This is a genomic window from Robertkochia flava, assembly GCF_020166515.1.
GTDB classification, from domain to species: domain Bacteria; phylum Bacteroidota; class Bacteroidia; order Flavobacteriales; family Flavobacteriaceae; genus Robertkochia; species Robertkochia flava.
Genome location: NZ_JAINZT010000002.1, coordinates 943,698 through 970,038, shown reverse-complemented (window position 1 = coordinate 970,038; position 26,341 = coordinate 943,698). Strand labels below are relative to the sequence as shown.

At 46.4% G+C, this 26,341-nt stretch carries 21 protein-coding genes; 8 read left to right on the top strand and 13 right to left on the bottom strand.

Features of this window, described 5'->3' with window-relative positions; all coding sequences use genetic code 11:
- Window positions 1–2 precede the first annotated feature (2 nt).
- Window positions 3–479: a 30S ribosomal protein S7 gene (rpsG, locus tag K7R11_RS04700; RefSeq protein WP_224489041.1), complete on the bottom strand. Its 477-nt coding sequence runs from the start codon at window positions 477–479 to the stop codon at window positions 3–5.
- Window positions 480–501: 22 nt separating this feature from the next.
- Window positions 502–876, bottom strand: coding sequence for a 30S ribosomal protein S12 (gene rpsL, locus K7R11_RS04695; RefSeq protein ID WP_036121756.1), 375 nt, complete (start codon window positions 874–876; stop codon window positions 502–504).
- A gap of 551 nt (window positions 877–1,427) precedes the next feature.
- On the opposite strand from rpsL, the gene K7R11_RS04690 reads away from it, so the two are divergent.
- The 6 genes from K7R11_RS04690 to rlmB all read left to right on the top strand — a co-directional run bounded on the left by K7R11_RS04690 (window position 1,428) and on the right by rlmB (window position 12,796).
- Window positions 1,428–4,436, top strand: coding sequence for a SusC/RagA family TonB-linked outer membrane protein (locus K7R11_RS04690; RefSeq protein WP_224489039.1), 3,009 nt, complete (start codon window positions 1,428–1,430; stop codon window positions 4,434–4,436).
- A 12-nt stretch (window positions 4,437–4,448) separates the two neighbouring features.
- Entirely contained in the window at window positions 4,449–5,810 is a 1,362-nt protein-coding gene (locus K7R11_RS04685; RefSeq protein ID WP_224489038.1) for a RagB/SusD family nutrient uptake outer membrane protein, read from the top strand.
- A gap of 346 nt (window positions 5,811–6,156) precedes the next feature.
- Window positions 6,157–9,318, top strand: a complete 3,162-nt coding sequence (locus tag K7R11_RS04680) for a SusC/RagA family TonB-linked outer membrane protein (RefSeq protein WP_317196466.1) — start codon at window positions 6,157–6,159, stop codon at window positions 9,316–9,318.
- A gap of 16 nt (window positions 9,319–9,334) precedes the next feature.
- Window positions 9,335–10,990: a SusD/RagB family nutrient-binding outer membrane lipoprotein gene (locus K7R11_RS04675; protein ID WP_224489036.1), complete on the top strand. Its 1,656-nt coding sequence runs from the start codon at window positions 9,335–9,337 to the stop codon at window positions 10,988–10,990.
- A gap of 14 nt (window positions 10,991–11,004) precedes the next feature.
- Window positions 11,005–11,895, top strand: coding sequence for a hypothetical protein (locus tag K7R11_RS04670; RefSeq protein ID WP_224489035.1), 891 nt, complete (start codon window positions 11,005–11,007; stop codon window positions 11,893–11,895).
- A 166-nt stretch (window positions 11,896–12,061) separates the two neighbouring features.
- Window positions 12,062–12,796, top strand: coding sequence for a 23S rRNA (guanosine(2251)-2'-O)-methyltransferase RlmB (gene rlmB, locus K7R11_RS04665; protein ID WP_224489034.1), 735 nt, complete (start codon window positions 12,062–12,064; stop codon window positions 12,794–12,796).
- Here rlmB and K7R11_RS04660 read toward each other — a convergent pair.
- On the bottom strand, window positions 12,793–13,551 hold the full coding sequence (locus K7R11_RS04660) for a rhomboid family intramembrane serine protease (RefSeq protein WP_224489033.1): 759 nt from the start codon (window positions 13,549–13,551) through the stop codon (window positions 12,793–12,795). The two genes, rlmB and K7R11_RS04660, sit on opposite strands and share 4 nt — an antisense overlap.
- Before the next feature lie 120 nt (window positions 13,552–13,671).
- On the opposite strand from K7R11_RS04660, the gene K7R11_RS04655 reads away from it, so the two are divergent.
- Window positions 13,672–14,949 carry a replication-associated recombination protein A gene (locus K7R11_RS04655; protein WP_224489032.1) on the top strand — a complete coding sequence of 426 codons (1,278 nt, stop codon included), beginning with the start codon at window positions 13,672–13,674 and terminating at the stop codon, window positions 14,947–14,949.
- Here the strand turns inward: K7R11_RS04655 and K7R11_RS04650 are convergent.
- From K7R11_RS04650 to radC, 6 genes are read right to left on the bottom strand one after another with little or no spacing between them, the layout of a single operon-like run.
- The gene (locus tag K7R11_RS04650) at window positions 14,946–15,746 is read right to left on the bottom strand and encodes a hypothetical protein (RefSeq protein WP_224489030.1); all 801 of its coding nucleotides are present in this window, start codon (window positions 15,744–15,746) and stop codon (window positions 14,946–14,948) included. The genes K7R11_RS04655 and K7R11_RS04650 overlap by 4 nt on opposite strands.
- Before the next feature lie 9 nt (window positions 15,747–15,755).
- The gene (locus K7R11_RS04645; protein ID WP_224489029.1) at window positions 15,756–17,183 is read right to left on the bottom strand and encodes a DUF5723 family protein; all 1,428 of its coding nucleotides are present in this window, start codon (window positions 17,181–17,183) and stop codon (window positions 15,756–15,758) included.
- Window positions 17,180–17,737, bottom strand: coding sequence for a hypothetical protein (locus K7R11_RS04640; RefSeq protein ID WP_224489028.1), 558 nt, complete (start codon window positions 17,735–17,737; stop codon window positions 17,180–17,182). Before K7R11_RS04640 ends, K7R11_RS04645 begins: the two co-directional genes overlap by 4 nt.
- Window positions 17,738–17,774: 37 nt before the next feature.
- Window positions 17,775–18,461 carry a YjjG family noncanonical pyrimidine nucleotidase gene (locus K7R11_RS04635; protein ID WP_224489027.1) on the bottom strand — a complete coding sequence of 229 codons (687 nt, stop codon included), beginning with the start codon at window positions 18,459–18,461 and terminating at the stop codon, window positions 17,775–17,777.
- A complete protein-coding gene (locus K7R11_RS04630; protein ID WP_224489026.1) occupies window positions 18,458–19,702 on the bottom strand; it encodes a polysaccharide deacetylase family protein in 1,245 nt (414 codons plus the stop codon). The genes K7R11_RS04635 and K7R11_RS04630 overlap by 4 nt, the downstream gene beginning before the upstream one ends.
- A 49-nt stretch (window positions 19,703–19,751) precedes the next feature.
- Entirely contained in the window at window positions 19,752–20,450 is a 699-nt protein-coding gene (radC, locus tag K7R11_RS04625; protein ID WP_224489025.1) for a RadC family protein, read from the bottom strand.
- A 60-nt stretch (window positions 20,451–20,510) separates the two neighbouring features.
- On the opposite strand from radC, the gene K7R11_RS04620 reads away from it, so the two are divergent.
- On the top strand, window positions 20,511–20,960 hold the full coding sequence (locus K7R11_RS04620; protein WP_224489024.1) for a DUF1569 domain-containing protein: 450 nt from the start codon (window positions 20,511–20,513) through the stop codon (window positions 20,958–20,960).
- On the opposite strand, the gene K7R11_RS04615 is transcribed toward K7R11_RS04620, so the two are convergent.
- From K7R11_RS04615 to K7R11_RS04600, 4 genes are all read right to left on the bottom strand, one after another.
- The gene (locus K7R11_RS04615; RefSeq protein WP_224489022.1) at window positions 20,961–22,319 is read right to left on the bottom strand and encodes a UDP-N-acetylmuramate--L-alanine ligase; all 1,359 of its coding nucleotides are present in this window, start codon (window positions 22,317–22,319) and stop codon (window positions 20,961–20,963) included.
- A gap of 41 nt (window positions 22,320–22,360) precedes the next feature.
- On the bottom strand, window positions 22,361–23,254 hold the full coding sequence (locus K7R11_RS04610) for a tetratricopeptide repeat protein (RefSeq protein WP_224489021.1): 894 nt from the start codon (window positions 23,252–23,254) through the stop codon (window positions 22,361–22,363).
- An 86-nt stretch (window positions 23,255–23,340) separates the two neighbouring features.
- On the bottom strand, window positions 23,341–25,656 hold the full coding sequence (locus K7R11_RS04605; RefSeq protein ID WP_224489019.1) for an alpha/beta hydrolase family protein: 2,316 nt from the start codon (window positions 25,654–25,656) through the stop codon (window positions 23,341–23,343).
- Between the two features lie 75 nt (window positions 25,657–25,731).
- On the bottom strand, window positions 25,732–26,262 hold the full coding sequence (locus tag K7R11_RS04600; RefSeq protein ID WP_224489017.1) for a DUF4136 domain-containing protein: 531 nt from the start codon (window positions 26,260–26,262) through the stop codon (window positions 25,732–25,734).
- Window positions 26,263–26,341 lie beyond the last annotated feature (79 nt).

Genomic DNA, 26,341 nt, shown 5'->3' with positions numbered 1-26,341 from the left:
GGTTAAAATCTAAAGTGAGAGAACGCTTTATTAGCTTCTGCCATCTTATGAGTATCAACTCGCTTCTTCACAGCAGCACCTTCCTCCTTGGCAGCCGCCAGGATCTCATTTGCCAAGCGAAGCGCCATTGACTTCTCATTACGCTTACGCGCATATCCGATCAACCACTTCATGGCCATAGATACTTTTCTGTCTGGTCTGATCTGCATAGGGATCTGAAAGGTAGCTCCCCCAACACGTCGGCTTCTAACCTCTACGTGCGGCATCACATTTGATAGTGCATCTTTCCAAAGCTCCAGTGCGGTCTTCTCCTCATCTTGCTTCTTCTCTTCTACGATATCAATAGCATCATAGAATACTTTGAATGCAATAGACTTTTTACCATCCCACATCATCATGTTAACGAAACGCGTTACCAGCTGATCGTTAAACCTTGGATCCGGCAAAAGAGGTCTTTTTTTAGCCTGTCTTTTTCTCATGTCTTCTTTTTAAAAGTTTTAATTACTTTTTAGGGCGCTTTGCTCCGTACTTAGATCTTCGTTGCGTTCTACCCTGAACACCAGCGGTATCCAGTGCACCACGAACGATGTGATACCTAACTCCCGGTAAGTCTTTTACCCTTCCGCCTCTTACTAATACTATCGAGTGCTCTTGCAAATTGTGACCCTCTCCTGGGATGTAAGCGTTCACCTCTTTACCATTGGTAAGACGTACCCTTGCTACTTTACGCATAGCCGAGTTCGGCTTCTTAGGTGTAGTGGTGTAAACACGCGTACAAACCCCTCTTCTCTGAGGACACGAATCCAAAGCAGCCGATTTACTCTTCTTAGTAATCTTGGCTCTTCCTTTTCGTACTAATTGTGAAATTGTTGGCATAATTTACTTTACGATAAACATTATATTATTCACTCAAAACCCACGTCTGGCTGGGACATTGAACTTCCTGAATGCGAAGTACATGCCATTTTGAGGGTGGCAAAGGTAGAAATAATATCCAATAAATCAAACCTTAATTGATTAATTTTCAATATCCTTATTCAATATTTCCTACCCTGTCCAAACACTCCTGAAAAAACAGAATCCACCCCGGCTTCAACCCTGCATTTTCACTACCCGGCTGAACATCCGGATCAATCCAAAAAACCACCCCTGATCCATCAGGCAAACAAATACAGCCTTTTGAGCAGCGAGATGAATATTGGAACAATTCCCACCTGTCGGATTTTAAAAACTCCACAAAAGTACAAAACACCTCTCTTAATATTGCTATATAATACATTCATTATCAATTATTTATGTAATGCTTACCGATAAAAAGTTGCCTTTCATCTTATTCCTGCATTTAAGAAAACTCTGTTAACATCCCTACATTGTCTTTATTCATAACTTACTGATATATAGATATTAATAATTTTAATGTTTAACCTATGAAAACAAATTACTCCGGGTTATTAGCCTTCTTCTTGGCGCTGATCACTCATGTATCGTTTGCCCAAAATACCTTTTCGGGGGTGGTTTCAGACAGTGACGGACTCCCCCTGCCGGGAGCCAGTGTCTTTGTCAAGGGCACAACAACCGGAACGCAAACGGATTTTGACGGAAACTACAGCATTACTGCCGCTGCAGGAGACATACTGGTCTTTTCTTTCGTGGGAATGAGAACAGTAGAAGTAAATATTACTGAACAAACCCCGCCCGAACTCAACATTACCCTTAACCTGGATTCCCAATCCCTGGAAGAGGTCGTGGTGGTAGGTTATGGTACCTCCACTAAAAGAAAGGTCACCGATAATATCGCGTCCATCTCCTCTGAACAAATTGCAGAGATCCCCACTCCCAGCGTACAAAGCACCCTTGCCGGGAAAGCTGCCGGAGTCCAGATCAACCAGGTTAACGGTAAGGCAGAATCCGGGATCAAGATCCGGGTAAGGGGTGTTGCCACCATCTCCTCTTCACAGGAACCTTTATATGTGATTGACGGGGTACCCATGATCAATAACGACGAAAACATCAACGACTCCCCCATCAATCCATTGGTAGGTATTAATCCACAGGACATTGAATCCATACAAATCCTCAAGGACGCCTCTTCTGCAGCCATTTACGGGGCACGGGGAACCAATGGCGTGGTACTCATAACCACCAAAAAAGGTAAGGAAGGAAAAACACGGGTAAGCATCAACTCCTCCTACGGTTTCAGCCGGGCCACCAATAAAAGGGAGTGGCTCAACACCGGGGAATATGTCGACCTGTTTCTTGAGGCAGGCCGTAACTCCGGGGAAGAAGCCTACGTAATTGATGTCTTCAATATTTTTGCAGAAGAAAGCGTTTGGCGCAACGGCACCGTAGACACCGACTGGCAGGACCTGGCCCTGGTTGACGGTTCGGTGGAGGATTTTTCCGCCAATGTCTCAGGAGGGGATGAAAAGACTACCTTTTTCATCTCCACCGGATACAATAAAACAGACGCCATTATCCGGGGCAACACCCTGGAACGCTATTCCTTCAGGACCAATCTCGATCACAACATCTCCGAAAAATTCCGGGTGGGTTTTGGTACCGGAATATCAAAAACCAAGGTCGACCGATTATCCAATGATAACGCTTTTGCCACCCCGCTGCAGGCCATTGCGCAGATCCCGTTCACCAGGCCGTATGAAGACGACGGGATCACACCAAACGCAAACACCTTATATTATAATTTTCTTTTTCAGGAATTCAATGCCGACCACCAATCTAATATATGGAGAGTACTCGCAAATGTATACGCACAGTGGAACATGACTGAATTCCTGAACTTCCGTACTGAATTCGGATACGATTTCAACAGCCAGGTGGAAGAGCGTTTTTTTGGAAGCCTCACCGAGTCGGCCTCCACTAACGGTTTTGCAGACGCCAATGCCGTTCAGAACGAGAAATACGTCCTCAATAATTACTTCACCTACAACCAGGATATTGCTGAAGACATAAACCTGGAAGCTATCATAGGGATGTCTTTCGAAGACGACCGCCGACGCCTGCAATTTGTGGAAGGACAGGAATTCCCGTCAGACGACCTTCAAACCGTAGAAAGTGCATCAGAGATCGTAGGCGGAGGCTCTTCCAGAACTGCTTTCAATTTCCTTTCTTATTTCGCGAGAACCAATTTCTCCCTATGGAACAAGCTCCTCTTTAAGGCGAGCATTAGATATGACGGATCCTCAAGATTCGGTGCCGATGAACGTTACGGATGGTTCCCGGCATTTTCTGCAGGATACATTCTCACCGAAGAAGATTTCCTAAAGGAGAACAACACCTTAAGTCTGCTGAAATTGAGAGCCAGCTGGGGTGTTACCGGAAACGCCGGAATCGGGAACTTCGCCTCCCGCAGTTTATTTGGGGGCGCCTCCTACAACAACCGCTCTGCCCTGACACCCACCCAGATCGGGGACCCCTCCCTGAAATGGGAGACCACCACCCAATGGGACATCGGACTTGATTTTGGTTTTGCCCGGAATCGGATCACCGGGGAGATCGATTATTACAACAAGACCACCGACGACCTTCTTCTGGACGAACCCTTACCGGCAACCTCCGGCTTTCTTAGCATCACCAGGAATGTAGGCGAAATTCGCAATTCCGGGGTCGAATTTGTCCTGAACACCAAGAATTTCATCAAAGACAATTTCCGGTGGACTTCCAGTTTTAATATCGCATTCAACAACAATGAAGTTACAGACCTCCCGGGTGGCGACATTGTTTCGGGAGTCAATATCGTCAGGGAAGGCGAAACCATTGCAGACTTTTACCTGGTGGAATTTGCCGGGGCAGACCCCGATAACGGAGACGCCTTATTCTACCTGAACACAGAACTTCCTGATGGCAGCCTGGACCGAAGCACCACCAACGACTTCAATGAGGCTTCCCGGATTATCGCAGGATCGGCTTTCCCGGACATCATCGCCGGGTTCACTAACACCCTGAACTTCTACAATTTTGATCTGGGCTTTACCTTCCAGGGACAATGGGGAGCTTCCATTTTTAATTCAGGAGGAAGGTTCCAGTCGGCCAGCGCCGATTTCTTTGACAACCAGTCAAGAGACCAGCTCGATCGCTGGCAACAACCGGGAGACGTTACTGATGTACCCCAGGCACGACTTTTTGGTGCGAATGGAACCCAGAATTCAACACGGTATTTACAAAAAGCAGATTTCATAAGACTTCGTAATATCTCCTTCGGGTACACCATCCCCTCCAATTTCACGGAGCAATTCGGCGTTTCCCGACTGCGACTCTATTTTACAGGCTTAAACCTGCTCACCTTTACCGATTATAACGGATGGGATCCGGAGGCCACTGCAGACTTCAACGCCAACAACGCTTTGAACGTAGGCCGCGAGTTCTACTCGGCCCCTCCGGCAAAGACTTATTCTATAGGAGTAAATATTGATTTTTAAAATGTACGAATTATGAAATCCACATATATAAACCACCTCGCTTTACTTGCCCTGTTATTGATCTCCGGGGCTTGCGACGACAACCTGGATCTGGCTCCGGAGCAGAGCCTGGACCCTGAAACAGCCACATCAACTGCGGCCAACATTAACAACCTGATGGTTGGAGCATACGATCTTGCCGGAGACAACACCCTGTTCTCAGGCGACGCCCAACTCGCATCAGAACTTTTGGCGAACGACGGAGAACTGGCCTGGAGAGGAACCTTCCAGGGTCCGGCTGAATTCAACAGAAAACAGATGACAGCCCAGAACGGCTTTGTGGTTCCCTACTGGACCCAGGGCTATGCCGCCATCAACCAGGCCAACCTGGTTTTGGACAACCTTGATGTGGTTACAGACGAAGCACAGGCGCAACGCCTGGAAGGCGAAGCTAAATTTATAAGAGGTCTCGTGCTTTTCGAACTGGTCAGGTTTTACGGACTGCAATACGAGCCCGGACAATCCAACACCCAACCCGGAGTCCCCGTGGTTACCGCTTCGGTCGCAGATGCTTCCCAGATCGAATTCCCCGCCCGAAACACCGTAGAGGAAGTCTACGCCCAGGTGATCACCGACCTTACCGATGCTTATAACCTCCTGCCCGAAAGCAACGACGAATACGCCGATAAATACGCCGCCCGCGCTATTCTCGCCCGTGTGTATCTTCAACAGGGCAATTATGCCGCGGCCAGAGACGCAGCCCACGATGTGCTCAGCAATAGCGGACATAGCCTCACTGCAAATTACGCCGACGCCTTCAACAACGACGAAGATGCCTTAGAAGATATTTTTGCCTGGCAGATCACTACACAGGACGGATTGAACGACTTTAACACCTTTTGGGCGACCAGAGAATTTGGCGGCAGATCACTCACAGCCGATGTAACTGTGGAAACGCCCTATTTTGAGTTATTCGACGACCCCAACGACGTGCGCTCCCAATTCTTTTACGAGGGCAATGGTACCCTCGTGAGCAGTAAATGGCAATCCCAATTTGCCAACGTCCCCTTTTTAAGGGTAGCCGAAATGCACCTGATTAGAGCCGAATCCAATTTCAGGGAAGGCAGCAGTACAGGGCTATCCCCTCTGGAAGAGATCAACGCCTTGAGAGCCCGGTCCAACGCCGCTACTTTGGGCAATATCTCTATAGAGACCATTCTTACTGAGCGAAAAAGAGAACTAGGTTTCGAAGGTTTTACACTGCACGACCTGAGACGAACCACCAGCAATGTTGCCGGTCTCCCCTACAATGCAAACAACCTGGTCATGCCTCTCCCCCAAAGAGAGGTAGATGCCAACCCCAACCTGCAGCAAAACCCGGGATACATCAATTAATCAATCACACCCTTATACAACACCCTGATCCATCGCTTCGGATATAGGGTGTTTTTTTATGCAGTTTCGGCAACAATTCACCACCCATCCCCCTTTGGGGTTAATTCTGATTATGAAAATTATCAACACCCGAATTTAACAATGTTTTAATAATACAATAGGACTATTCCGAAATGTACAATTCTTACAAATGTTAACAACTACTTAAAGATTTTTTTGCTTATTAACACAATTTTTGCATTCTTAGCGCTTGCTAATTCAATATTACTTTACAAGTATGAAAACAAAAATTAATGGCTTTCTAGCACTTTTAATGGTGCTAGCAGCGCAAATTACGTTTGCGCAAGTGAAAACGATCTCTGGTACGGTGACCGACCAGGACGGTTTACCACTGCCCGGAGCCAGCGTCATGGTTAAAGGTACCGCCAGCGGTACACAAACCGACTTTGATGGTAATTATACCGTCGAGGCGTCCGAAGGGCAGACATTGGTTTACTCGTACGTGGGTCAGAAAACCGAAGAACGCGTAGTAGGTTCTTCCAGTACCATCAATGTACAATTAGCCCAGGACGCTCAGGCGCTTGAAGAAGTTGTGGTAACAGCTCAGGGTATTAAAAGGGAGAAAAAGGCCCTTGGTTATGCCGTATCTGAGGTAAACAACGAACAACTCGAGCAACGTGCCGAAGGTGATATCGGGCGGGTTTTAAGTGGTAAAGCTTCCGGGGTACAAATCACCGCACAGAGTGGTGTATCCGGATCTGGTACCAACATTATTATTCGTGGACTCAGTTCCTTCAGCGGTTCTAACCAACCGTTATTCATCGTAGACGGTGTGCCCTTTAGCTCAGACACCAACGCTCAGGGTGACTTCGTAGACGGTAACTCGGGAGGATCAAGGTTCTTTGACCTGGATCCAAACAACATCGAGAGCATCAACGTACTTAAAGGACTTGCAGCAGCTACGCTGTATGGTACTCAGGGACGTAACGGGGTAATCCTGATCACCACTAAGAACGGTGCTTCCGGAACTACTGCCAAGAAGACTGAGGTAACTGTAAACACCTCTTTGTTCTTTAACGAAATTGCTTCTATGCCCGATTACACCAACAAATGGGGTAACGGATTTGACCAGGCTTTCGGATGGTTCTTCTCTAACTGGGGACCAAACTTCGAGAAAGATGTAGTAGGAGGATGGGGATCTCAGGCAGCTATTGCTGATGACGGAACCCTTCCACACCCTTATTCAACTGCAAGTACCGGTACAGGGATTCCTCAGGCATTCCCTGAATTCCAGGGCGTGCGTTACGATTGGAAACCTTACGAAAGTGCTGAGAACTTCTTCAGAACAGGTACGGTTCAAAATACTTCGGTAAACTTCGCCACTTCTTCAAGTGACGGAAAGATGAACCTGAGCGCCAACATGGGGCACCTGGAAGACCAGGGATTTACTCCTGGAAACCGCGTAATTCGTAATACGCTGGGTCTTGGTGGTCGTGCAGAATTAAGCAACAACTTTACCATTAGCGGTACACTGAATTTCAGTAAGACCGACTTCAAATCGCCTCCTATTGCAGCAGGTGATGGTAACACCGTATTTGCCGCTTCAGAAGGTTCTTCGGTATTCTCCAACGTATTCTTTACCCCTCGTTCGGTAGACATGCTTGGATTACCTTACCAGAACCCTATTACAGGAGGTAGTGTTTACTACCGTCAGAACAACAGTATCCAGCACCCGCTTTGGACTGTGAACAATGCACAATCCAGACAGGTGACTAATCGTACCTTTGGTAATACTACCATTGCGTATGACCTGACAGACAACTTATCCTTAACCTATCGTTTAGGTATCGACGTCTACAGTGAGAACAATACCAGCTACCAGAACAGAGGTGGGGTTAGTGATATCGCAAGAACGCGTAGTGGTTTCTACAACACCTGGAACAACACCAATTCCATCTGGGATCACAACTTATTCTTAAGCGGTCTTTACGATATTTCCGATAAGATAGGTGTGTCTTTCAACGTGGGGGCCACTTCTCGTAGAGACGTGTTCGATCAGAACGGGGTTTCTTCTTCCGGACAGTCGGTTTTCGGAGTGCTACGTCACTTTAACTACCAGCTTCAGGATGAGATCCAGTTCTTCCAGGAGAGAAACATCAACGGTCTTTACGGACAGGCAGACTTCGATTTCGGAGATTTCATCTACGTAACGCTTGCAGGACGTAATGACTGGGTATCTAACCTGACTACTGAAAACCGCTCTATTTTCTATCCTAGTGCCAGTGCCTCTTTTGTGCCTACCAGTGCATTCGACGGATTAATGGCCAGCGACTTTGTAAACTTCCTTAAGCTGCGTGCTGGTTACGGTACCTCTGCGACCTTCCCTACGGGATACCCGACAGTAAGTACACTTAACCTGAACACTCAGCGATGGATCAACCAGGGTGGAGCTTTTGTTGCTTCCAATGAGATCTCTGCTTTCCTTGGTAACCCTAACTTGAAGCCGGAAACTCTGAAAGAACTTGAATTTGGTGTTGAATCCAGATTGTTCAACAACAGAGTTACCCTGAACGCTTCTTACTTCAACAGGATCACGGAAGACCTTATCGTAGACCGTGCCCTGGACGCTTCTTCAGGTGCTCGTTTCATCCAGACCAACATCGGTGAGATCGAGGTAGACGGGGTAGAGATCGATCTTGGAGTTGACATTTTCCGCAGCACTGATGCTTCCGGATTTAACTGGAACATCAACGCGAACTTCAACGCCATCGAGCCTACTGTAACCGACCTTGGTGCAGATACCGACCTTATTGTATACGCCGGTTTTGGTGACTTAGGAAACGCCGCTATCGAAGGAGAACCTCTTGGTACCATTGTAGGGTCCAGAATCCTGAGAAATGATGACGGAGTGCCGTTGATCAACAGTGAAGGAGATTACATTATTGAAGCTGGACAGTTCGCTATTGGTGATCCAAACCCGGATTACACGCTGAACGTTTCCAACAGCATCAAATTCGCAAACTTCAACTTCAGCTTCCTGCTTCAGCACGTAGCCGGAGGAGATATCTATAGCCAGACTATTGCTACCCTGCTTGGTCGTGGATTGGTTCAGGATACTGATAACAGGGAAGCTACCTATATTCTACCAGGTATCTACCAGAACACAGGACAGCCTAACACCATTCAGATCAATAACTCTGACTACTATTTTGACAACGTACTTTTCGGTCCTTCTGAGCTGAATATTTACGACGGTTCCGTAATCCGCCTTCAGGAAGTATCTCTTGGATACAGCCTGCCGACCAAACTGTTAGACAGAACTCCATTCGGAGCCCTGACCTTTACAGTTTCCGGATTCAACCTGTGGTATGATGCTTATAATACGCCGGATAGTATTAACTTTGACCCTAACCAGGCCGGTCTCGGTGTGGGTAACGGACAAGGATTTGACTGGTTAACAGGTCCTAGCTCAAGAAGATATGGATTTAGTGTTAAAGCTTCATTCTAATCATAAAAAATACACAATGAGAAATAATTTCAAGAAAATAGGTTTAGGACTGGTTTCAGCTTTGAGTTTCATAGCCTGTGAAACAACTGACCTGGACATAACCGAAAACCCCAATGCGCTGACACCCGGACAGGCGGATGTAAACTTTTACACCAACGCCATCCAGTTGAATTATGTCACGTTTATAGAAAGTATGGGGATTTCCGGCGGACAAGTAGTTCGTCAGGAGGTACTTTTTGACCGTAACTATCTGAATGCATTTTCTCCGATCTCCTTTGACGGGGAATGGGATGATGTTTACAGAGGTATACTTACCAACCTCGATGCGATGCGACCCGTTGCCGAGGAAAATGAATTGTTCTATCACCTGGCCGTTGCGGAAGTACTTGCTGCAGACGCGATGGTAACTTTGGTAGACTACTTCGGGCCGGTACCTTATTCTGAAGCCTTACAGGCAGAAGAAGGACTCTTCAACCCGATGCCGGATTCCGGTGAAGCTGTATATGCAGAGGCGTTAGCGCTGCTCGACGGTGCGATCAACAAGTTCAACGGTAGCGCTGCTTCCGGACTTGATAACGATTTCTTTTACGACAATGATTTCGACAACTGGATCAAATTGGCCAACACCCTGAAAATGAAGATCTATCTTCAGACCCGTTTGGTAGACCCTAATGCGATCAGCCAGTTCAACGCTATTGTTGCCAGTGGAGACTTTATCGATGAAACTTCTGAGGATTTCGAATTCCACTACGGAACCAACGAAAACCAGCCTGACAACCGTCATCCACGGTATGCAGATGATTACACCCCTTCAGGTGCGATCAACTATACCTCTAACTGGTTGATGAACAACATGCTCGAGAACAACGACCCAAGACTTCGGTACTATTACTACCGCCAGGTAGATGCGGTACCTGGACAGGACGGAGAAGAGCCTAACGAGGAAACCATCGACTGTTCGCTGGAGACCGCTCCTCAGCACTACCTCGACGGTGGATTCACCTTCTGTGCCCTTCCTGATGGATACTGGGGTAGAGACCACGGAGATGACTCCGGTACTCCTCCTGATGGATTCCTTAGAACTGCTGCCGGAGTATATCCTGCCGCTGGTAACTTTGACGACGGAAGATTTGAGCCTGTTGCTCAGGGAGACGGAGGACAAGGAATGGGAATCACCCCGATCATGCTGGCCTCATGGGTAGACCTGATGAGAGCTGAAGTTGCTGCGATCAGTGATCCTGCAGCTGCCAAGCCTTTCCTGGTTGACGCTCTTACCAAAGCCGTTGAAAAAGTACAGTCTTTTGGTGGACTGGATGGTCAGGCAGACCTGACTACCGCTCCTGACGGAGACGATGTAACCGCCTTTATCACTGGTATTGAAAGTGATTTCGACGCAGCTTCCAATGACGGGAAGTGGGATATTCTTGGAGAGCAGCTTATTGTTACCACTTATGGTAACGGTATCATGCCTTTCAACTTCTACAGAAGAACAGGATATCCAACCACCCTTCAGCCAAACAGAGAGCCAGATCCGGGCGCTGTTATCCGCTCGTTCCGTTACCCTGCTAACGCTGCCAACAACAACTCAAACATTGAGCAGCGTCAGAACGTAACGTTCCAGGTATTCTGGGATAACAACCCATCATCACCAACATTCCCAGTTGCTAATTAAATTTGATTTAGAACATGAAAAGTATTAATAAAATCTTATCTCTAAGTCTACTGGCGCTTTTGGGATCCTGCGTGGAGAGCGACAACGCCATTGACGAGTTATTTGACAACACCGAAAGGGGTGCAGCATTGCGTACCCTTAGCGTGAACAACCCGGATTTTTCGATCTCGGACCCATCTTCTGTCTTCTCGGTTACCCTTGAAGAGCAGGATTATGAAATGGGTGACCTATTGGAATCCGTTGATGTTTATGTATCCTTTACGGATAACACTCCGGGCAAGCCGGACGATACGGACTATTCAAAACCGGAGGCCTTTGTGGAAACTGTTCCTGCTTCTGCGTTTGCCAGTAGTTCACAAGGTTTACCATCTATTACTTACGAATTGAGCTTTGGAGATGCCCTTGCCGCTGTAGGTCTTACCGATGAGTTTGCCGGAGGAGATTATTTTGACATCCGCTTCGCGCTAAACCTCACAGACGGTCGTACCTTCACCAATACTGACGGAAACGGGAACATCTTTACCGGATCGTTCTTCCAAAGTCCGTTTATTTACAGGTCACCGATCGTATGTCCTGCAACATTTGACGCCCCAACTCCCGGAACCTGGACCATTGACGGTCAGGATTCTTACGGAGATGGTTGGAACGGAGCGTCTATCGATGTACTTATCGACGGAGAGCAGTTCCTTAACTTCCTGGTTTCTGAAGAGCAGGGATCATCAAACAGTGTTACTTTCGAAGTACCTGCTGATGCTACTTCCATTGAAATCTTCTACAATTCAGGAGCATGGGATTCTGAGGTAACCTTCCAGGTTACTTCTGCCAACGGTAATACCGTACTGGATCTGGGGCCAAGTCCTTCTGCAGGAGTGTCCCTGATTGATTACTGTAATTCTGACTTATAATTGTTAAGTTCAGCATAACCAAAACTAAGGCCGGCATTATTGCCGGCCTTTTTTAATTCATGTACTTCCACAACTTCCCCTGCCCCCTCCAATACACAGTCCTTCTGATCTAAATTTAAATTTTCAATACAATCTACATCCTGTCAGGTTTTCCTATCTTTACACCATGAACAAGGAAGACCAGATCTTCGGCATCAGAGCCGTTATAGAAGCCATCCAAGCCGGAAAGACCATTGATAAGGTCTTTATTCAAAAAGGCCTTCGTGGCGATCTTTTCAGTGAACTTCAGCAACTGCTCAAGCAGGAAGGGATCACCGCTTCCTTCGTACCCGTTGAAAAGTTAAACCGGGTCACCCGAAAAAATCATCAGGGAGTTATTGCCAACGTTTCTCCGGTAACCTTCCACGACATGGAAAACCTGGTTATGCAGGTGATCGAAAGCGGAGATACACCACTTTTTCTATTGCTCGATCAGCTATCCGATGTCAGAAATTTTGGAGCCATCATCCGCACTGCGGAATGCACAGGAGTACATGGCATTATCATTCAGAAAAAAGGAGCCGCACCTGTTACGGCCGATACTGTTAAAACTTCTGCCGGGGCAGCATACAGGGTTCCTATCTGCAGGACAGACCATATCAAAGACGCTATATACTACCTTCAGGCTTCCGGCATTAAGGTAATCGGGGCAACAGAAAAGACAGAAAACAGCATCTACGATATAAAACTAGACGCTCCCCTGGCAATTGTAATGGGGGCCGAAGATAAGGGCATCTCCCCTGCCGTAATGAAAATTCTTGATGAACGCGCTGCCCTCCCCTTAAAGGGAGAAATTGGAAGTCTTAACGTGTCTGTGGCCTGCGGGGCCTTTCTATATGAGGTGGTAAGACAGCGCCTTTAACCATCCTCCCCTTTCGAACCTCTTTCCCTGTAGTGGTAGGTAACTTTCAATTCCCTGTTTTCTTCATCTTCCAACTCAGACCGGTCTTCCGGAAGTTCCTCAATAAAATTACCTTCTTCATCAAAATGCCGCATGAAGGGATCCTCCTCCGCTTTGTAATCCTCCTGTTCCCACCGGTATCGCACAGGCTGCAACACCTCTTTCTTAAAAAAGAGCGATAAAACAAAGCCGGCTATAGCACCACCGAGATGGCCTTCCCAGGAGATCTTATCATCTACAGGCAAGACATACCATACCATACTGCCATAGAGAAATACCACCAGGAGAGACAAGGCCATTAAGCGGTAGTTCCCGGCGAACAATCCTTTGAAAAATATAAAAGTTACCAACATATAAATCACCCCGCTCGCTCCAATATGCCATGCAGGCCGGGCAAATATCCAGGTAAGGACACCACTTAAAACCAAGCCCCACCACATCACCTTCCACGCGATGGCCCTGTAAAAATAGAAAAGAGCTGTGCTAAGCACCATGAGCGGAATGGTATTGTGATAGAGATGCTCCACAGAGCTGTGAATAAACGGACTAAGCACGATACCCGGCAGACCTTTAATGTGCCGGGGATAGATCCCCAAATGATTGAGGTACCACCCCGTTTCCAGCTCCATCCAGTAAACCGTCCAGATCGTTAATCCGAAAAACACAGGAATGATCAGGTACCAGAGGCTAAATGAGAGTTCACGCTTATTTTCCATAGGCCTTTACATACATAGTATACCCTCTAAATGTACTAAAATATTTTCCGGAGCCATCCACGGGTTACTTGCCCTTTTATGCAAGCCGTATTATACGGGCTTTTTGTGTAATTTTGGGTCATGACGCAACCTTTAGCAGAAAGAATACGGCCGAAAACCCTGGAAGAATACATCAGCCAGCAACACCTTGTTGGCCCCACGGGCTCCCTAACCAACCAGATCAGGAAGGGCATCATCCCCTCCCTCATTCTCTGGGGCCCTCCGGGTACCGGAAAAACCACCCTGGCACAGATCATTGCCGGAGAAAGCGGCAGACCCTTCTATACCCTTAGCGCCATTAACAGTGGGGTTAAAGATGTCCGGGAAGTCATTGATAAGGCCAAACAAAGCGGAGGACTCTTCACCACCAGAAATCCCTTATTATTCATTGATGAGATTCACCGCTTCAGCAAGTCCCAGCAGGATTCTCTTTTGGGTGCGGTGGAAAAAGGGTGGGTGACCCTGATCGGCGCCACCACAGAAAACCCCAGCTTTGAGGTCATCCCTGCCCTATTGTCGCGTTGCCAGGTATACACCCTGAACGCTTTTGGAAAAGCCGACCTGGAAGCCCTGTTGCAAAGGGCTATGGCAACCGATACCGAACTTAAGAAAAAGAACATCGCCCTGGAAGAAACCGAAGCCATTTTGCGGCTTTCCGGAGGAGACGGGCGAAAACTACTGAACATATTTGAGCTGGTGATCAATGCCCTGGATGAAGATCCGGTACGTATCACTAATGACAAAGTGTTAAAGCTGGTTCAGAAAAATACGGTACGCTACGATAAGACCGGAGAACAACATTACGACATCGTTTCTGCATTTATAAAATCCATCAGGGGAAGCGATCCCAATGGAGCCGTATACTGGCTGGCACGCATGATCGAGGGCGGGGAGGATGTTAAATTCATTGCACGGCGTCTGCTCATACTGGCGTCTGAAGATATTGGGAATGCGAACCCCACGGCATTGGTTATTGCCAACAATACGTTCCAGGCCGTTACCACCATCGGATACCCGGAAGCGAGAATCATCCTGAGTCAATGCGCCACCTACCTGGCCACTTCTCCTAAAAGTAATGCCGCATATATGGCCATCAATAAGGCGATACAAACCGTGAAACAAACAGGAGACCTTTCCGTTCCCCTTCACCTGCGCAATGCACCTACGAAACTCATGAAAGAACTGGGGTATGGCGAAACCTATCAGTACGCCCATGACCACCCCATGAACTTTGCCTATCAGGAGTTCCTGCCAGAAGATCTTAGCAACTCGGTATTCTATGAGCCCGGAAATAATACCAGAGAACAAGCACAGAAAGAATTCCTGCACAAACGCTGGAAAGGCAAATACGGATATTAGAATTTAATCTGAAACTCTTCTTTTATCAGAACCCCATCCTTGTAGTATTCGGCTACCCAAACCCCATTGTTACGGTATAAAACCCCATCGAGTCCCAGGATGGCATATGTATTTTCGCGGCTGGTCTTTCTTACCTTAAATCGAACAGAAGGTGTGGTGTCTACCAATTGAAACCCATTTTCAATGGGCTGCGCATAGAGTACAGGGATATTTTCCAGGTCTGAAGAAGGGATCACCGGTTTTGCTACCTCGGTGTTGTCTACCTCGGCTGCGATCGCGGCAGCGGCTGCAACTGGCATTTCCACATCCAGATCGGCATTGGCGGTATCCTGCGCATTGCCTTCTGCTGCCATACCCGCTCCTTCCAACCCGGGTTGGTAGGCATATTCAAGAGCGGAAAGCTCTTCAAACGCCTTGCGAATAGCTTCGTGATAGGAGGGCTCATAATCTTTTATACGGCTAATGGCCTCCTCCGTTTCCACGATCCGGTTTCCGTAGCAATCCTTAAGCACCAGGATCACCTTGGTCGTAAACAGATTGGAAGCATTTACCACTTCTGCGGTAAGCGCTTTACAGGGAGTAGCCTTAATGGCAGGAGGTTGTTGACCATCAAAATAAACCTCAAACCCTTCCTCACTCAATAAGGTTTTAACAAGGGTATTTATGCGGTATTCATTGACACCCTTCTGAAATTCGTATTTCAGCGGGACAATAACGTATTTATATTCATTAAGGGATTGCTGAGCATAACCTGTTAGAGAAAGGATCATGATCAGGCTAAACAGTAAGTTTTTCATAAGAATAAATTATCGGGCACCTTCAAAGATATAATTAAAACCGAATTGCACCTGGGCTTGATTGGCTTTCGCCAGGTTGGAGTATTCCAAAAGATTATCGGCCAGTAAATAGAAGTTAAAATTAGCAAAATGGGTCGAAATACCAAGCCCAATGTTCGTGAAGGTATATGGATTCACAGTATAGGTTACCTTTCCCCTGAGGAAATTGAATATTCTGCGATAATAGAAGGCCGTCAGGGCAGCATTTACATGCTGAGGCCTTTTAATGGCATACAGCTGCAACCCTACGGAGTTCTCAAATCCGGTATCGTCAATATCACAGTCGCACTCAAAAGTTTTCCTGTAATTAAGGTTTCCAAAGTTGTACATGACGGCTCCATTAAATTTTACCGGGCGAAAAGACGCGAAATTACGGGACAGGGTATCCAGGGGGAGCTGTTCCTCCAGCTCCTTTTTCAGGTCATCCCAATACTGATTCAAAAAATCATCGTCTGTGGCCTCCCCAAAGAGAAATTCAATACCTTCCAGATTGTAGGCTCCCTTAAGGGTATAACTCTCGGTGTCATTCATATGCCACATCATCCCTATATCCGTCAGACTCGCACTATAGGTCCAGTAACTGCTGGGGGTATAGGTAAATCCAAGATCCAGCCCAAGTCCATAATTGCCGCCAAAAAGGCTGTTGGGAGCAATTGCACGCAGTAGCTCCTGTGCATTATCAATATCCTGGTCCCATAAGGAGGCATAACCCGAAGTGTTCAGAGCCATATCCGCTATCACATTATGCGAATAGATGTTTTCTGTTCCCGGCACCGTAATAAACGTACCCGAATTCCGTAACGAAGACAGATGAATCATACTGGAATAGAACTTTGCCCTGGCGCCATAAGTCAGATTTTTATTCACCCTTCTGTTAATTCCAAAGTGAAAGGTGGTAAAGATCTCTCCCTGGGTATTGAGGTCCCTCAGGTTGTAAGATCTGCCCACATTATTAGCGTTACCTTCATAGGCCAGCAACGCAAGATCTTCCGGCCAGTAATTGTACAGATCAAATTCCTGGTAAATTCCGAAGGTGTAGAAATTTTTATTGGCCTCGCCTTTACCTTTGAACCCCCCAAAGAGGATCTCCCATTGTTCATTTACATCCACCACATCGTTCCTGTCAAGTCCGTAAAGCACATCCTGTACTTTGATATTGAAGTTCACTCCGTTGTCTGCGAAAAGGTCATAAATATTAAAGCCACTGCTCCCGAACTGCGCAGACACCCCGGAAAGGAAGGGCACACCAACATATCCACGCTGATGGATAAGCGCGCCGGGGTTCACCATTACCTGTTGTGGAATTTCCCGAAAATTAAACAGGAGCTGTTTGTTCTGAGCCTGTAAAGGAAACAAAAAGACGTAATACACCCCTATGTAGATTAAGATACGAATCATTCAAACTGCATATAAAAGATGGCACTGGATTGAAATTTTATTGCCCCATCAGAGCTATTGGTCAAAGGAGGGTTACCAGGTAATAATTCGATCTTAGCAGAAATGGTAAAGGTGTTTTTCAGGATCCCGATCTGGCTTTCGTCAAAATAGATCAGCGTAACCACTTCCTGGGGGTTGCCGTCGTAGGGCGGTATAAATACTTCGACGCTGTAGAGCGGCGTACCCTGCTGATCCTTGAATACAAATTCGGCCTGAAAAGCCCGTTCAACCGTATTGATATGTACTATGGTAAACTCTGCGGCCCGGAGGTTCTGGTCGAAAAAATCCTGAGAAAATAGATCGGCCTGAGTAGAGTCGATATAAGAATTATCATTATTCGTATCCTCATCAAAATCTGAGGCCAGAAATTCAAAATAGGCAAGGCTCAGTTCGAGATCGGGACTAAGCACAAAATCGTCCATTTGATCGTAGTCCACATCCTTAATACATGCATTAAGAAGCGTACCTGCAATTAAAATCCCAATCCAAAAAAATACATGCCCCGGTCTCATCATACTTAATAACGTTTTTGGTTATAACGCTATTGCATGATCATAGCAAGTTTTTCATTTCCAGGAGGTTATTAATTTGAAGGATGTGTGATGGCACCTCCTCCCCTTTTGGATTATAGTACAGAGCGTGCATCCCCGCATTCAGGGCACCCAGCACATCGGCCTCCAGACTGTCACCCACCATTAATGAACGTTCCGGTGTGGCACCGGCACGTTTCATGGCCAGTTGAAAAATAAAAGGGTTGGGTTTCTTTACACCCGCTGTTTCAGAGTTCACAACAACATTAAAATAATGATCAATACCTGAGTTCACGAGTTTACCCTCCTGGACATTTGCAAAACCATTAGTTATGATATGCAATTTATACGTCACATTAAGGTATGATAAAATCGTACTGGTTTCCTTAAAAAGATGATTAAAGGTAGGTAAATACGTTAAATAGTCGTTCGCTATTTCCTTGATTAACAGGTCGTTAAAATGAACCCCCATTCGATCAAAAGTGACCTTTAACCTGATATATCGCAACTCCTTTTTAGTAATCCTGTTTTCCCTGAACATCCTCCAGAATTTGAGATTCACAGGAACATAAATCTCCAGGAAATCCCCGAGTTCTACATCCAGGTTACGGGTACGGAATATTTTATCAAAAGCCAGGGCAGAATTGCGCTCAAAATCCCAAAGGGTGTGATCCAGGTCAAAAAATATGTGTTCTACGGTATCTTTCATTCAGTTTCGCTCACCATTTCCTGATACAGGGAAGTCATACTGTTATATTCCGTAAAATTAAGCACCTCATTGGAAAAAACGATATTAAAATCGCCTCCAACCTCTGAAATCTCCTTCCGTATACTTTTCATCTTTTCCCGGGCCCGTTTAATATTCTGATATTGATACAGGGCCGAATAGATCACGGCCACCGGATTGATGAGCACCGGAAGCTGTTCCTCAAAACTGATATCATAAAAATAAAAAGGGGTACAGGTTCCAGCCCGGAATCCCACACGATCTGAGTATCCCATGGTATAGTCTTCATTGAATTCGGCCTCCACCACCGCCCGGTAGGTTTCGGGTATCTGAATGCGGTTAAAGCGATGCCTCACTCTTTTCACAGGCCGGTTGATGAAATTAATAAGTCGTCGTCTTTCCTTTTTAAGCAAGTCCAGGTCACTAAAGGAGCGGTAAGATGCCAACAGGGAGACGATACTGTAATCTGCTACCGATTTTACAAGGGTTTTAACCACCGGTTTATACACCGAGATATTCTTATCGTAATGTGAATAGTCGGCAAGGAGAAAGAAATAAAGGGCTTCCACGTTATTTCTTTTGTGCAGGGCAGTAAGCTCATCAAAAACATTATTGGGATCCGGTTTGATCCCCAATAGAACGGCATACCTTCTGAAGAACTCCCGGAATCGAAATTTAGACAGGTCTACAAAGGTACCTCCCAGCGTTCTCAGGATGCCCTTTTTTCGGTACCTGAATAGCACGGGCACATCTACTATAGGCGTAAACCTGAAACTTCTTTTTGGAGCGTTCATTTCCGGAAAACGCTCCTGCAGGGCTGCCCATAATCTCAGGGCCCAGATGTCTACCACCGGGGTCTCCAGAAAACCATTGCGCCCGGCCAGACTCTCTTCGGACGGATACCTCCCGTGTTCATCTTTCACGTGTGGAAGGTATTCCTCGTACCTGCTGATCAGGTAAAAACTCGCTGCAAAAATATCGAAAGGCAGCACGCTCTTCTCGGTGCAGGGAAAAAAGCAGGGCACGCCTTCCCAGTCGCTTACCTTGATCTCTATATCCGATATGCCATCATCGAAGAGCAGGTCATTACTCCGGATAAAAAATTCGCTTTGCAAAGGTTGCTTGGCATAGGACATTTTCGGACCACTATGGGCAATAAAGTCCTCCACCCGGGTCGTCAGATCCACATCGGTATGAAGCATGCGCTTAAAGATGTGTTTCATGATATACCTCAGCCTGGGGGTAATCTTATACGTATAAACTAATACCATGTCAGAGAAGTCCTTCGTCGGCAAAGCTATAATAATCTTTTTCGGTTACAATAAGATGATCCAGTAATTTAATATCCATACTGCCTGCAGCCAATTTAAACTTTGCGGTGAGTTGCTTATCAGCTTCACTGGGCACCAGAGTACCACTGGGGTGATTATGGGCCAGGATAATGGCGGTGGCGTGCAGTTCAAGGGCAAACTTCAGCGCCAGCCGGATATCGACCAGGGTTCCGGTTATTCCACCCTTGCTAAGTTGTTCCTGCTTAAGTACCCTGTTGGAATTATTAAGGTAGAGCACCCAGAATTCTTCATGAGCCAGTTCACCTAATGTTGGCCTGAGGTAATTGTACGCCGAAGCGCTGTTTTGCACCCGAAAGCGATCCGGGCGATCTTCGCCATTCCGGCGTCTGCCCAACTCCAGTGCGGCGGCAATACTAACTGCCTTAGCCTCTCCTACTCCGTGAAACGCCATTAGTTTAGCAAGAGAGAGCTTCCCCAGGGAATTCAGGTTATTGTCTGCAGCTGCCAAGATCTTCTTCGCCAGGCTCAGGGCACTTTCCCGTGAACTCCCACTCCCGAGAATGATCGCGATCAATTCGGCATTACTCAGGGCAGACCGCCCTTTTAAACGCAACTTTTCACGGGGACGATCGTCCCGGTCCCAGCTTTTAATGGAGAAGGAATCCGGTTTATTTTGCATCTAATAAATATAGCAAACTTCAGCATTATGTTGTAATTTTCCTTCAACAAATACAACGCCATGAGATCATTATTTGAGACAGATGCCCTGGAGGATATCCTGAATCGTTTAGAAAAGCTCTCCCCGGAAGCACAACCCGAATGGGGAAGTATGAGTGTGGCTCAGATGCTCAAGCACCTGAAAACAACCTTAAAGGTCGCTACAGGGGAAGTTACCCTCAGGACCCCGCCTTTCTATAAAAAGGTATTGTTCCGTCTTTTTAAATCGTCCCTTTACAATGACACCCCCTGGAAAAAGAATCTACCCACCGCAAGGAAACTTAAAATGACGGAACCGGAAGATTTTGAGGTTCAGAAAAAAGAACTGAAAGAAACCATCACCACCTTCCTGAATATTTCCTTTCCGGACGGGAAACGCGAACACCCTGTTTTCGGGACCTTCACCAAACAGCAATGGGGTCAAAGTCAATACAAGCACTTTGATCACCACCTCCGGCAATTTGGAGTATGATTAGTCTCCCAGTCTCGCCTTTACCGGCTCCAGGTCGACCCCACCATAATTACCACTGCTCATAAAAAGCAATACAGTATCTTTCAATGAAGTCCCATTCAGAAAGGTCGCGAAGTCTTCTGGTTGGGTGTAAACCTCCAGATCCTTCTTTTCAAAAGCTTCCAGGATATCGGCAGGCGCAATGGGACTTAGTTTTTTTAATGCTACGGCCTCAGGTGAATAAAATACGACAGCCTTATCTGCAGCATCCAGAGCCCCGCGATACTCACTGAGAAATGCCGAGTTGAGACTGCTGTACGTATGTAACTCGAGACAGGCGAGCACCTTCTTGTCGGGATATTGTTCCTTTACCGCCCTGGTGGTTGCAGTCACCTTACTTGGGGCATGTGCGAAATCCTTAAAGATCACACTCCCCTTGCGTTCAGCAAGTTTTTCGAGTCGTTTGGACGCTCCTTTAAAACTCGCTATAGCTTCGTAAAAGTCATCTTCATCGATCCCCATATGCTGACAGATCCATTTGGCTCCGGCCAGGTTGTTCAGATTGTGTTTTCCGAACACCTCAACCGGCATAGGACCTTCATTGGTTTCCAGGAACGTTTCCCCATCTTCCACAAAATACTCCGGGGTCTGATACCCTATTTTCCGGATGGTATTTTCTGATTCCTGAACAATCTTATGCAGGGTTTCGTCTTCCATATTGTAGGTAAGACTTCCACCCTTGACGATGGTATCAATAAATATGCGGAACTGTTCGACATAGTCTTCACGGCTGGGGAAAACATTGATATGATCCCAGGCGATGCCGCTTAACAGGGCAATATTAGGCTGGTAGAGATGAAACTTAGGCCTTCTGTCGATAGGAGAAGAAAGGTATTCATCGCCCTCCAGAACGATAAAATCATTTTCTTCGGTGAGCTTCACCATGGTATCAAATCCTTCCAATTGTGCCCCCACCATATAATCCACATCCTTCCCGTGGTAGTTAAGCACATGCAGGATCATCGAGGTTATCGTGGTTTTTCCGTGACTTCCACCGATCACCACCCGGGTCTTATCTTTGGATTGTTCGAATAAGAACTCAGGATAGGAGCATACCTTTAATCCGAGCTCTTTTGCTGCTATCAATTCCGGATTATCCTCCCGGGCATGCATCCCCAGGATCACCACATCGAGGTCTTTAGTGATCTTTTCCGGGAACCACCCCAATTCATCCGGCAACAAACCTTTGCGGCCGAGTCTTGACCTGGAGGGCTCAAAAATGGCATCGTCACTGCCACTAACCTCATATCCTTTTTCATGCAAGGCCAGTGCCAGGTTATGCATGGCGCTTCCTCCAATTGCTATAAAGTGAACTTTCACGTATTGTGCTGTTATAAGTTAAAGGGTGGTAAAGATATGAATTATCGCGATTCCAGCATGGACCGCACCGCTTCAGCGGGCTCGAATCCGGGAACAACACGAAGGGATTTCTGAATATAAGCCATGGCATTTTCGGGTTCATTCAGGCTTTTATAAATCATAGCCATATGATAATAGATCCACTCCAATCCAATCCTGCTATACGGATTATATCGCGACTCGTAATGCCGGAGGTGTCGCAACCCTTCTTCCATGTTAATCCCGTATTTGGAGGCGATCTTACCAAACTGATAATGGATATTCTCCCTTGGGTAGGTATTGTTGATGCGACTCATATGAGCTGCAGCCTGCGTAAAACTCTCCCGGGCCTTTCCCAGATTGTCGCGGTAATCTTCAATATAACCTTTGGCCAGGTAGCCTTCTACTGGTGCTATCCGGTACAACTCCTCCGCATACGCATAGGCCTTGGCATAACTCCCGCCCACGATACCCGGTAATTCCAGGTAAAGCTCTATAAGAGCCCACCGGGACTCAAGATGTTTCTTATCCAGCTCGGCAGCCCGGGCAAAATGAAATTTAATATCGTCCAGAATGCCCAGGGCCTTTAATTTATTCTCCAGGGCCATCATTCCGTAGACGCCTCCAACCTTGAAGTGGTAGTTGGCATTTTTGGAATCAAACTCCAGCAATGCCTTATAGTTCTCCAGAGCCTCATCCCATTCCTTCTGCAATCCATACAGGTCTCCCAGCATCTCATACACTTTTGGATCCTGTGGATTTCTCTTTCTTTCCGCCTGCAACAGGGTCTCCGCCTTTTCAAATTCCCAATTCCTGATCAGGGCATCGGCCTGTACGGTAATTCCCTGTGCAACCAGGAATTCCGGCCAGGAGCTCACAACCATAAGAAACACGATAAGCGGCTTCACTTTACCCATTACCCGATAGACAATTATTAATTTTACCTCCTAATAATACAAAAAAGGAGCCACTCCGGCTCCTTTTTGATACTTTCTCTTTTAACCTAATCCTGTATCGGGGTTCCAAACTCCTTTTCCTTAAGGTGTTTGGCAAAAAAGCCCATCATCGACTCGTAAAGTGCAATGCGGTTCTCTTCCTTCCCGAAACCATGGCCTTCATCATATTTCACCATATAAGGCACATCAACACCTTTAGCCCTGAGCGCCTCCACGATCTGATCAGACTCATCAATGTTTACCCTCGGATCATTGGCCCCCTGCACTACGAACAGAGGCTTTTTGATCTTGTCTATATGAAACACAGGTGATACCTCTTCCATGATGGTTTTTTCCTGAGCAACATCCTCATCGTACCAGATCTCTTTAATGATCTTCAGGTAAGGCTTCCAGTAAGGAGGTATGGTTTTCATGAATGTAAACAGGTTGGATACTCCCACATAATCGACTCCACAGGCATAGAGATCGGGAGTCTTGGTTAATCCCCTCAGCACGGCATAACCTCCGTGGCTTCCTCCATAGATCGCAGCTTTTTCTTTATCTACCCAGCCTTGATCCACAGCATATTTCAAGCCATCTTCCACATCATCCATGGCTTTTCGTCCGATCTGCTTGAATCCAGATTCCAGGAACTCCCGGCCATATCCACCTGAGATCCTGAAATTGACCTGCAGGGTGGCATATCCGCGACTGGCGAACAATTGGGCTTCAGGGTTAAACCCCCAGCTGTCCCGAATACCCTGAGGCCCCCCATGGGGATTTACAATAACCGGAACGGGCGATCCCTCCCCGGCCGTTTTAGGCAGGGTAATATACCCGTGTATGGTCTTCCCGTCCCTGCTCACAAAGCTAATAGGACGCATCTCGGCCATATCTTCTTCCTTAAGCTGAGGCATCAGTTCATATAACAGGGTGAACTCATCCTCAGACACATCATAGGAGTAATAGGTACCGTACAATTTATCACTCTGAATAAGAATAAGCAGCTTATCCTCCTCATCCGTCACATCGACAACTCTGTACTGATACCCGGGAAACTTAGCCGTGATCTTCTCGTGAAACCTTTTATAGGTCTCACTTACCGGCACGATCACCCGTTTTTCTCCTTCATAGGAGAAATAATCGATCTCGTAATCCCGTTTTCTCGAACGCGACATCCCACTGACATCATAGTTTTCATTGGAAAACACTTCTTCGAGGACTTTGCCCTCTTTAAGATCGTAACGTACGATCTTGGCCTTATCCGAATCCAAATTAGACACCACATAGGCATCATGCGGGTTTTCACTGCTGTAATCAAAACCGATCACACTAAAGGTATCTTTCCAGTCCAGAGATTTGATCTTTTCATAACTATGCGGCTCTGAGGCGTAATACATATCATTGTTCACACCATCCCGGAGTCTGGTAAATCCTCTCAGATTTCCATCCTTATCAAAATCATACCCCATGATGGGATTTTCCGGATCACTGTTTTCATACAACTGGGTCATATCCCCTGTATTCACGTTGATCTTATAGGGTTCGAAAACCTGGGGATTATTTTTATTCATCGAAATGATAATATGATCCTTGTCTTCCTTAAGATCGCTCACCATTTGCGCCCTGACCCCATCAAAAGGAGTAAGTTCTTTTAATTCTGACCCATCTAAATCAACGGCAAAGAGGTGATAATTCTCATCCCCCCCTTTATCCTTAAGAAAGATCAGCCGCTCATTATTTACCCAGCCATAACCACGCACCAATTCCTCTCCTTCCTCAATGGCTTTGGTGATCTCATCTGTTTCCAGGTTTCTTACAAAAACATGACGTTTATTGTTTTCATCCTTTTCGCGGTAAGACATATATTTCCCATCGGGAGAAAACTGGAATTCACTGGCCTTTGGTCTGGCGAAATAATCAGCCACAGAGTACTTGTAATTCTCGTTATCAAAAGCTGCCATTTCCGCAAGCTTGGCATCCGGAGTTACCAATTCCGGTTTCCCGGGTAATTTGGCCTCTCCTTTTGTCATATCCAGTGGCAATTCCATACCTCCCTGATAAAATGTTCCTTTCATAAGCGTTCCGTTTACGGTAGCCTTGTATTCAATTCCCGCACTGACAAGACCCAGAGTGAGCTGGTTATCTTCATACACGACGGTATCAAAGGGGATTCCGGTCGCTCCCTGGGAAGGGCTATCCATGGTTGCTGCAAGTTTACCTTCTTTTTCAGAGATCTCAAAAACCAAAGGCAATTCTGTGCCCTGTACGTTGAGTTTCCCGTTCCATTTCCCGGTAACCTCCTGCGCTATCACCCCGGTAAAGGCAGCAACTGCCACTATAAAGCTTAGGGAAAGCCAGGTTTTAAAATGATCGTTTTTCATATTTAAAATTTAAAGTCTTTTGATTTTCAATGCATTAGTGTTACAGTAGCCGAAATTGTTACATCCAAATTCGACCTACTTTTTTTCAGGAGGAAATGCGCTAAGGGCCTTTTCCATAATCTTATACATTTCGGCATCTCTCTGACCCGGGGAGATAGATTCTTTGTAACTTACCTCACACCTGGCCTGCCAGAATAAGGCATCCTGCTTCACATTAACCATGTCCAGATAGATCACCCGTTTCAGGGTGGGATCGCCTACAGGGAAGCCCATGCTTACCCCTCCTGAAACATCGGCACCTGTTCCTCCCATACCTATTCCTATAGAACTGGAAGGTACTTCCTGGAACATTTCGCTTTTGATATTGACGTAGAATTGCGGAGTTTCTCCTTCCTGTACCTTAGTAAAACCTTTCTCCCGAAGGATCTGGTCGACCGCCCGGATAGCCCGCCTGGAATCGAGTTCACCAAGCATAGTATTCATCGGACTGAAAAAATCATACACCTGGTATTTAGAATAATCTTCCTTTTGATCGTAATCATAAGATACTTTAACCGAGGAACAGGAAAGCAGGAAGAAAACAACAAGACAAAGCAATTGCTTCATTTACAGCTTTTTAAATAAATGTAAGCAATTTAATTTATTCACAGGAGAGAAACCCGCCAACGAGCATAAGGATATGCAG

Excerpts from the sequence above, each read along its gene's own strand:
- rpsG (WP_224489041.1), bottom strand. The coding sequence starts at position 479 with ATGAGAAAAAGACAGGCTAAAAAAAGACCTCTTTTGCCGGATCCAAGG.
- rpsL (WP_036121756.1), bottom strand. The coding sequence starts at position 876 with ATGCCAACAATTTCACAATTAGTACGAAAAGGAAGAGCCAAGATTACT.
- K7R11_RS04690 (WP_224489039.1), top strand. The coding sequence starts at position 1,428 with ATGAAAACAAATTACTCCGGGTTATTAGCCTTCTTCTTGGCGCTGATC.
- K7R11_RS04685 (WP_224489038.1), top strand. The coding sequence starts at position 4,449 with ATGAAATCCACATATATAAACCACCTCGCTTTACTTGCCCTGTTATTG.
- K7R11_RS04675 (WP_224489036.1), top strand. The coding sequence starts at position 9,335 with ATGAGAAATAATTTCAAGAAAATAGGTTTAGGACTGGTTTCAGCTTTG.
- K7R11_RS04670 (WP_224489035.1), top strand. The coding sequence starts at position 11,005 with ATGAAAAGTATTAATAAAATCTTATCTCTAAGTCTACTGGCGCTTTTG.
- rlmB (WP_224489034.1), top strand. The coding sequence starts at position 12,062 with ATGAACAAGGAAGACCAGATCTTCGGCATCAGAGCCGTTATAGAAGCC.
- K7R11_RS04660 (WP_224489033.1), bottom strand. The coding sequence starts at position 13,551 with ATGGAAAATAAGCGTGAACTCTCATTTAGCCTCTGGTACCTGATCATT.
- K7R11_RS04655 (WP_224489032.1), top strand. The coding sequence starts at position 13,672 with ATGACGCAACCTTTAGCAGAAAGAATACGGCCGAAAACCCTGGAAGAA.
- K7R11_RS04650 (WP_224489030.1), bottom strand. The coding sequence starts at position 15,746 with ATGAAAAACTTACTGTTTAGCCTGATCATGATCCTTTCTCTAACAGGT.
- K7R11_RS04645 (WP_224489029.1), bottom strand. The coding sequence starts at position 17,183 with ATGATTCGTATCTTAATCTACATAGGGGTGTATTACGTCTTTTTGTTT.
- K7R11_RS04640 (WP_224489028.1), bottom strand. The coding sequence starts at position 17,737 with ATGATGAGACCGGGGCATGTATTTTTTTGGATTGGGATTTTAATTGCA.
- K7R11_RS04635 (WP_224489027.1), bottom strand. The coding sequence starts at position 18,461 with ATGAAAGATACCGTAGAACACATATTTTTTGACCTGGATCACACCCTT.
- K7R11_RS04630 (WP_224489026.1), bottom strand. The coding sequence starts at position 19,702 with ATGAAACACATCTTTAAGCGCATGCTTCATACCGATGTGGATCTGACG.
- radC (WP_224489025.1), bottom strand. The coding sequence starts at position 20,450 with ATGCAAAATAAACCGGATTCCTTCTCCATTAAAAGCTGGGACCGGGAC.
- K7R11_RS04620 (WP_224489024.1), top strand. The coding sequence starts at position 20,511 with ATGAGATCATTATTTGAGACAGATGCCCTGGAGGATATCCTGAATCGT.
- K7R11_RS04610 (WP_224489021.1), bottom strand. The coding sequence starts at position 23,254 with ATGGGTAAAGTGAAGCCGCTTATCGTGTTTCTTATGGTTGTGAGCTCC.
- K7R11_RS04605 (WP_224489019.1), bottom strand. The coding sequence starts at position 25,656 with ATGAAAAACGATCATTTTAAAACCTGGCTTTCCCTAAGCTTTATAGTG.
- K7R11_RS04600 (WP_224489017.1), bottom strand. The coding sequence starts at position 26,262 with ATGAAGCAATTGCTTTGTCTTGTTGTTTTCTTCCTGCTTTCCTGTTCC.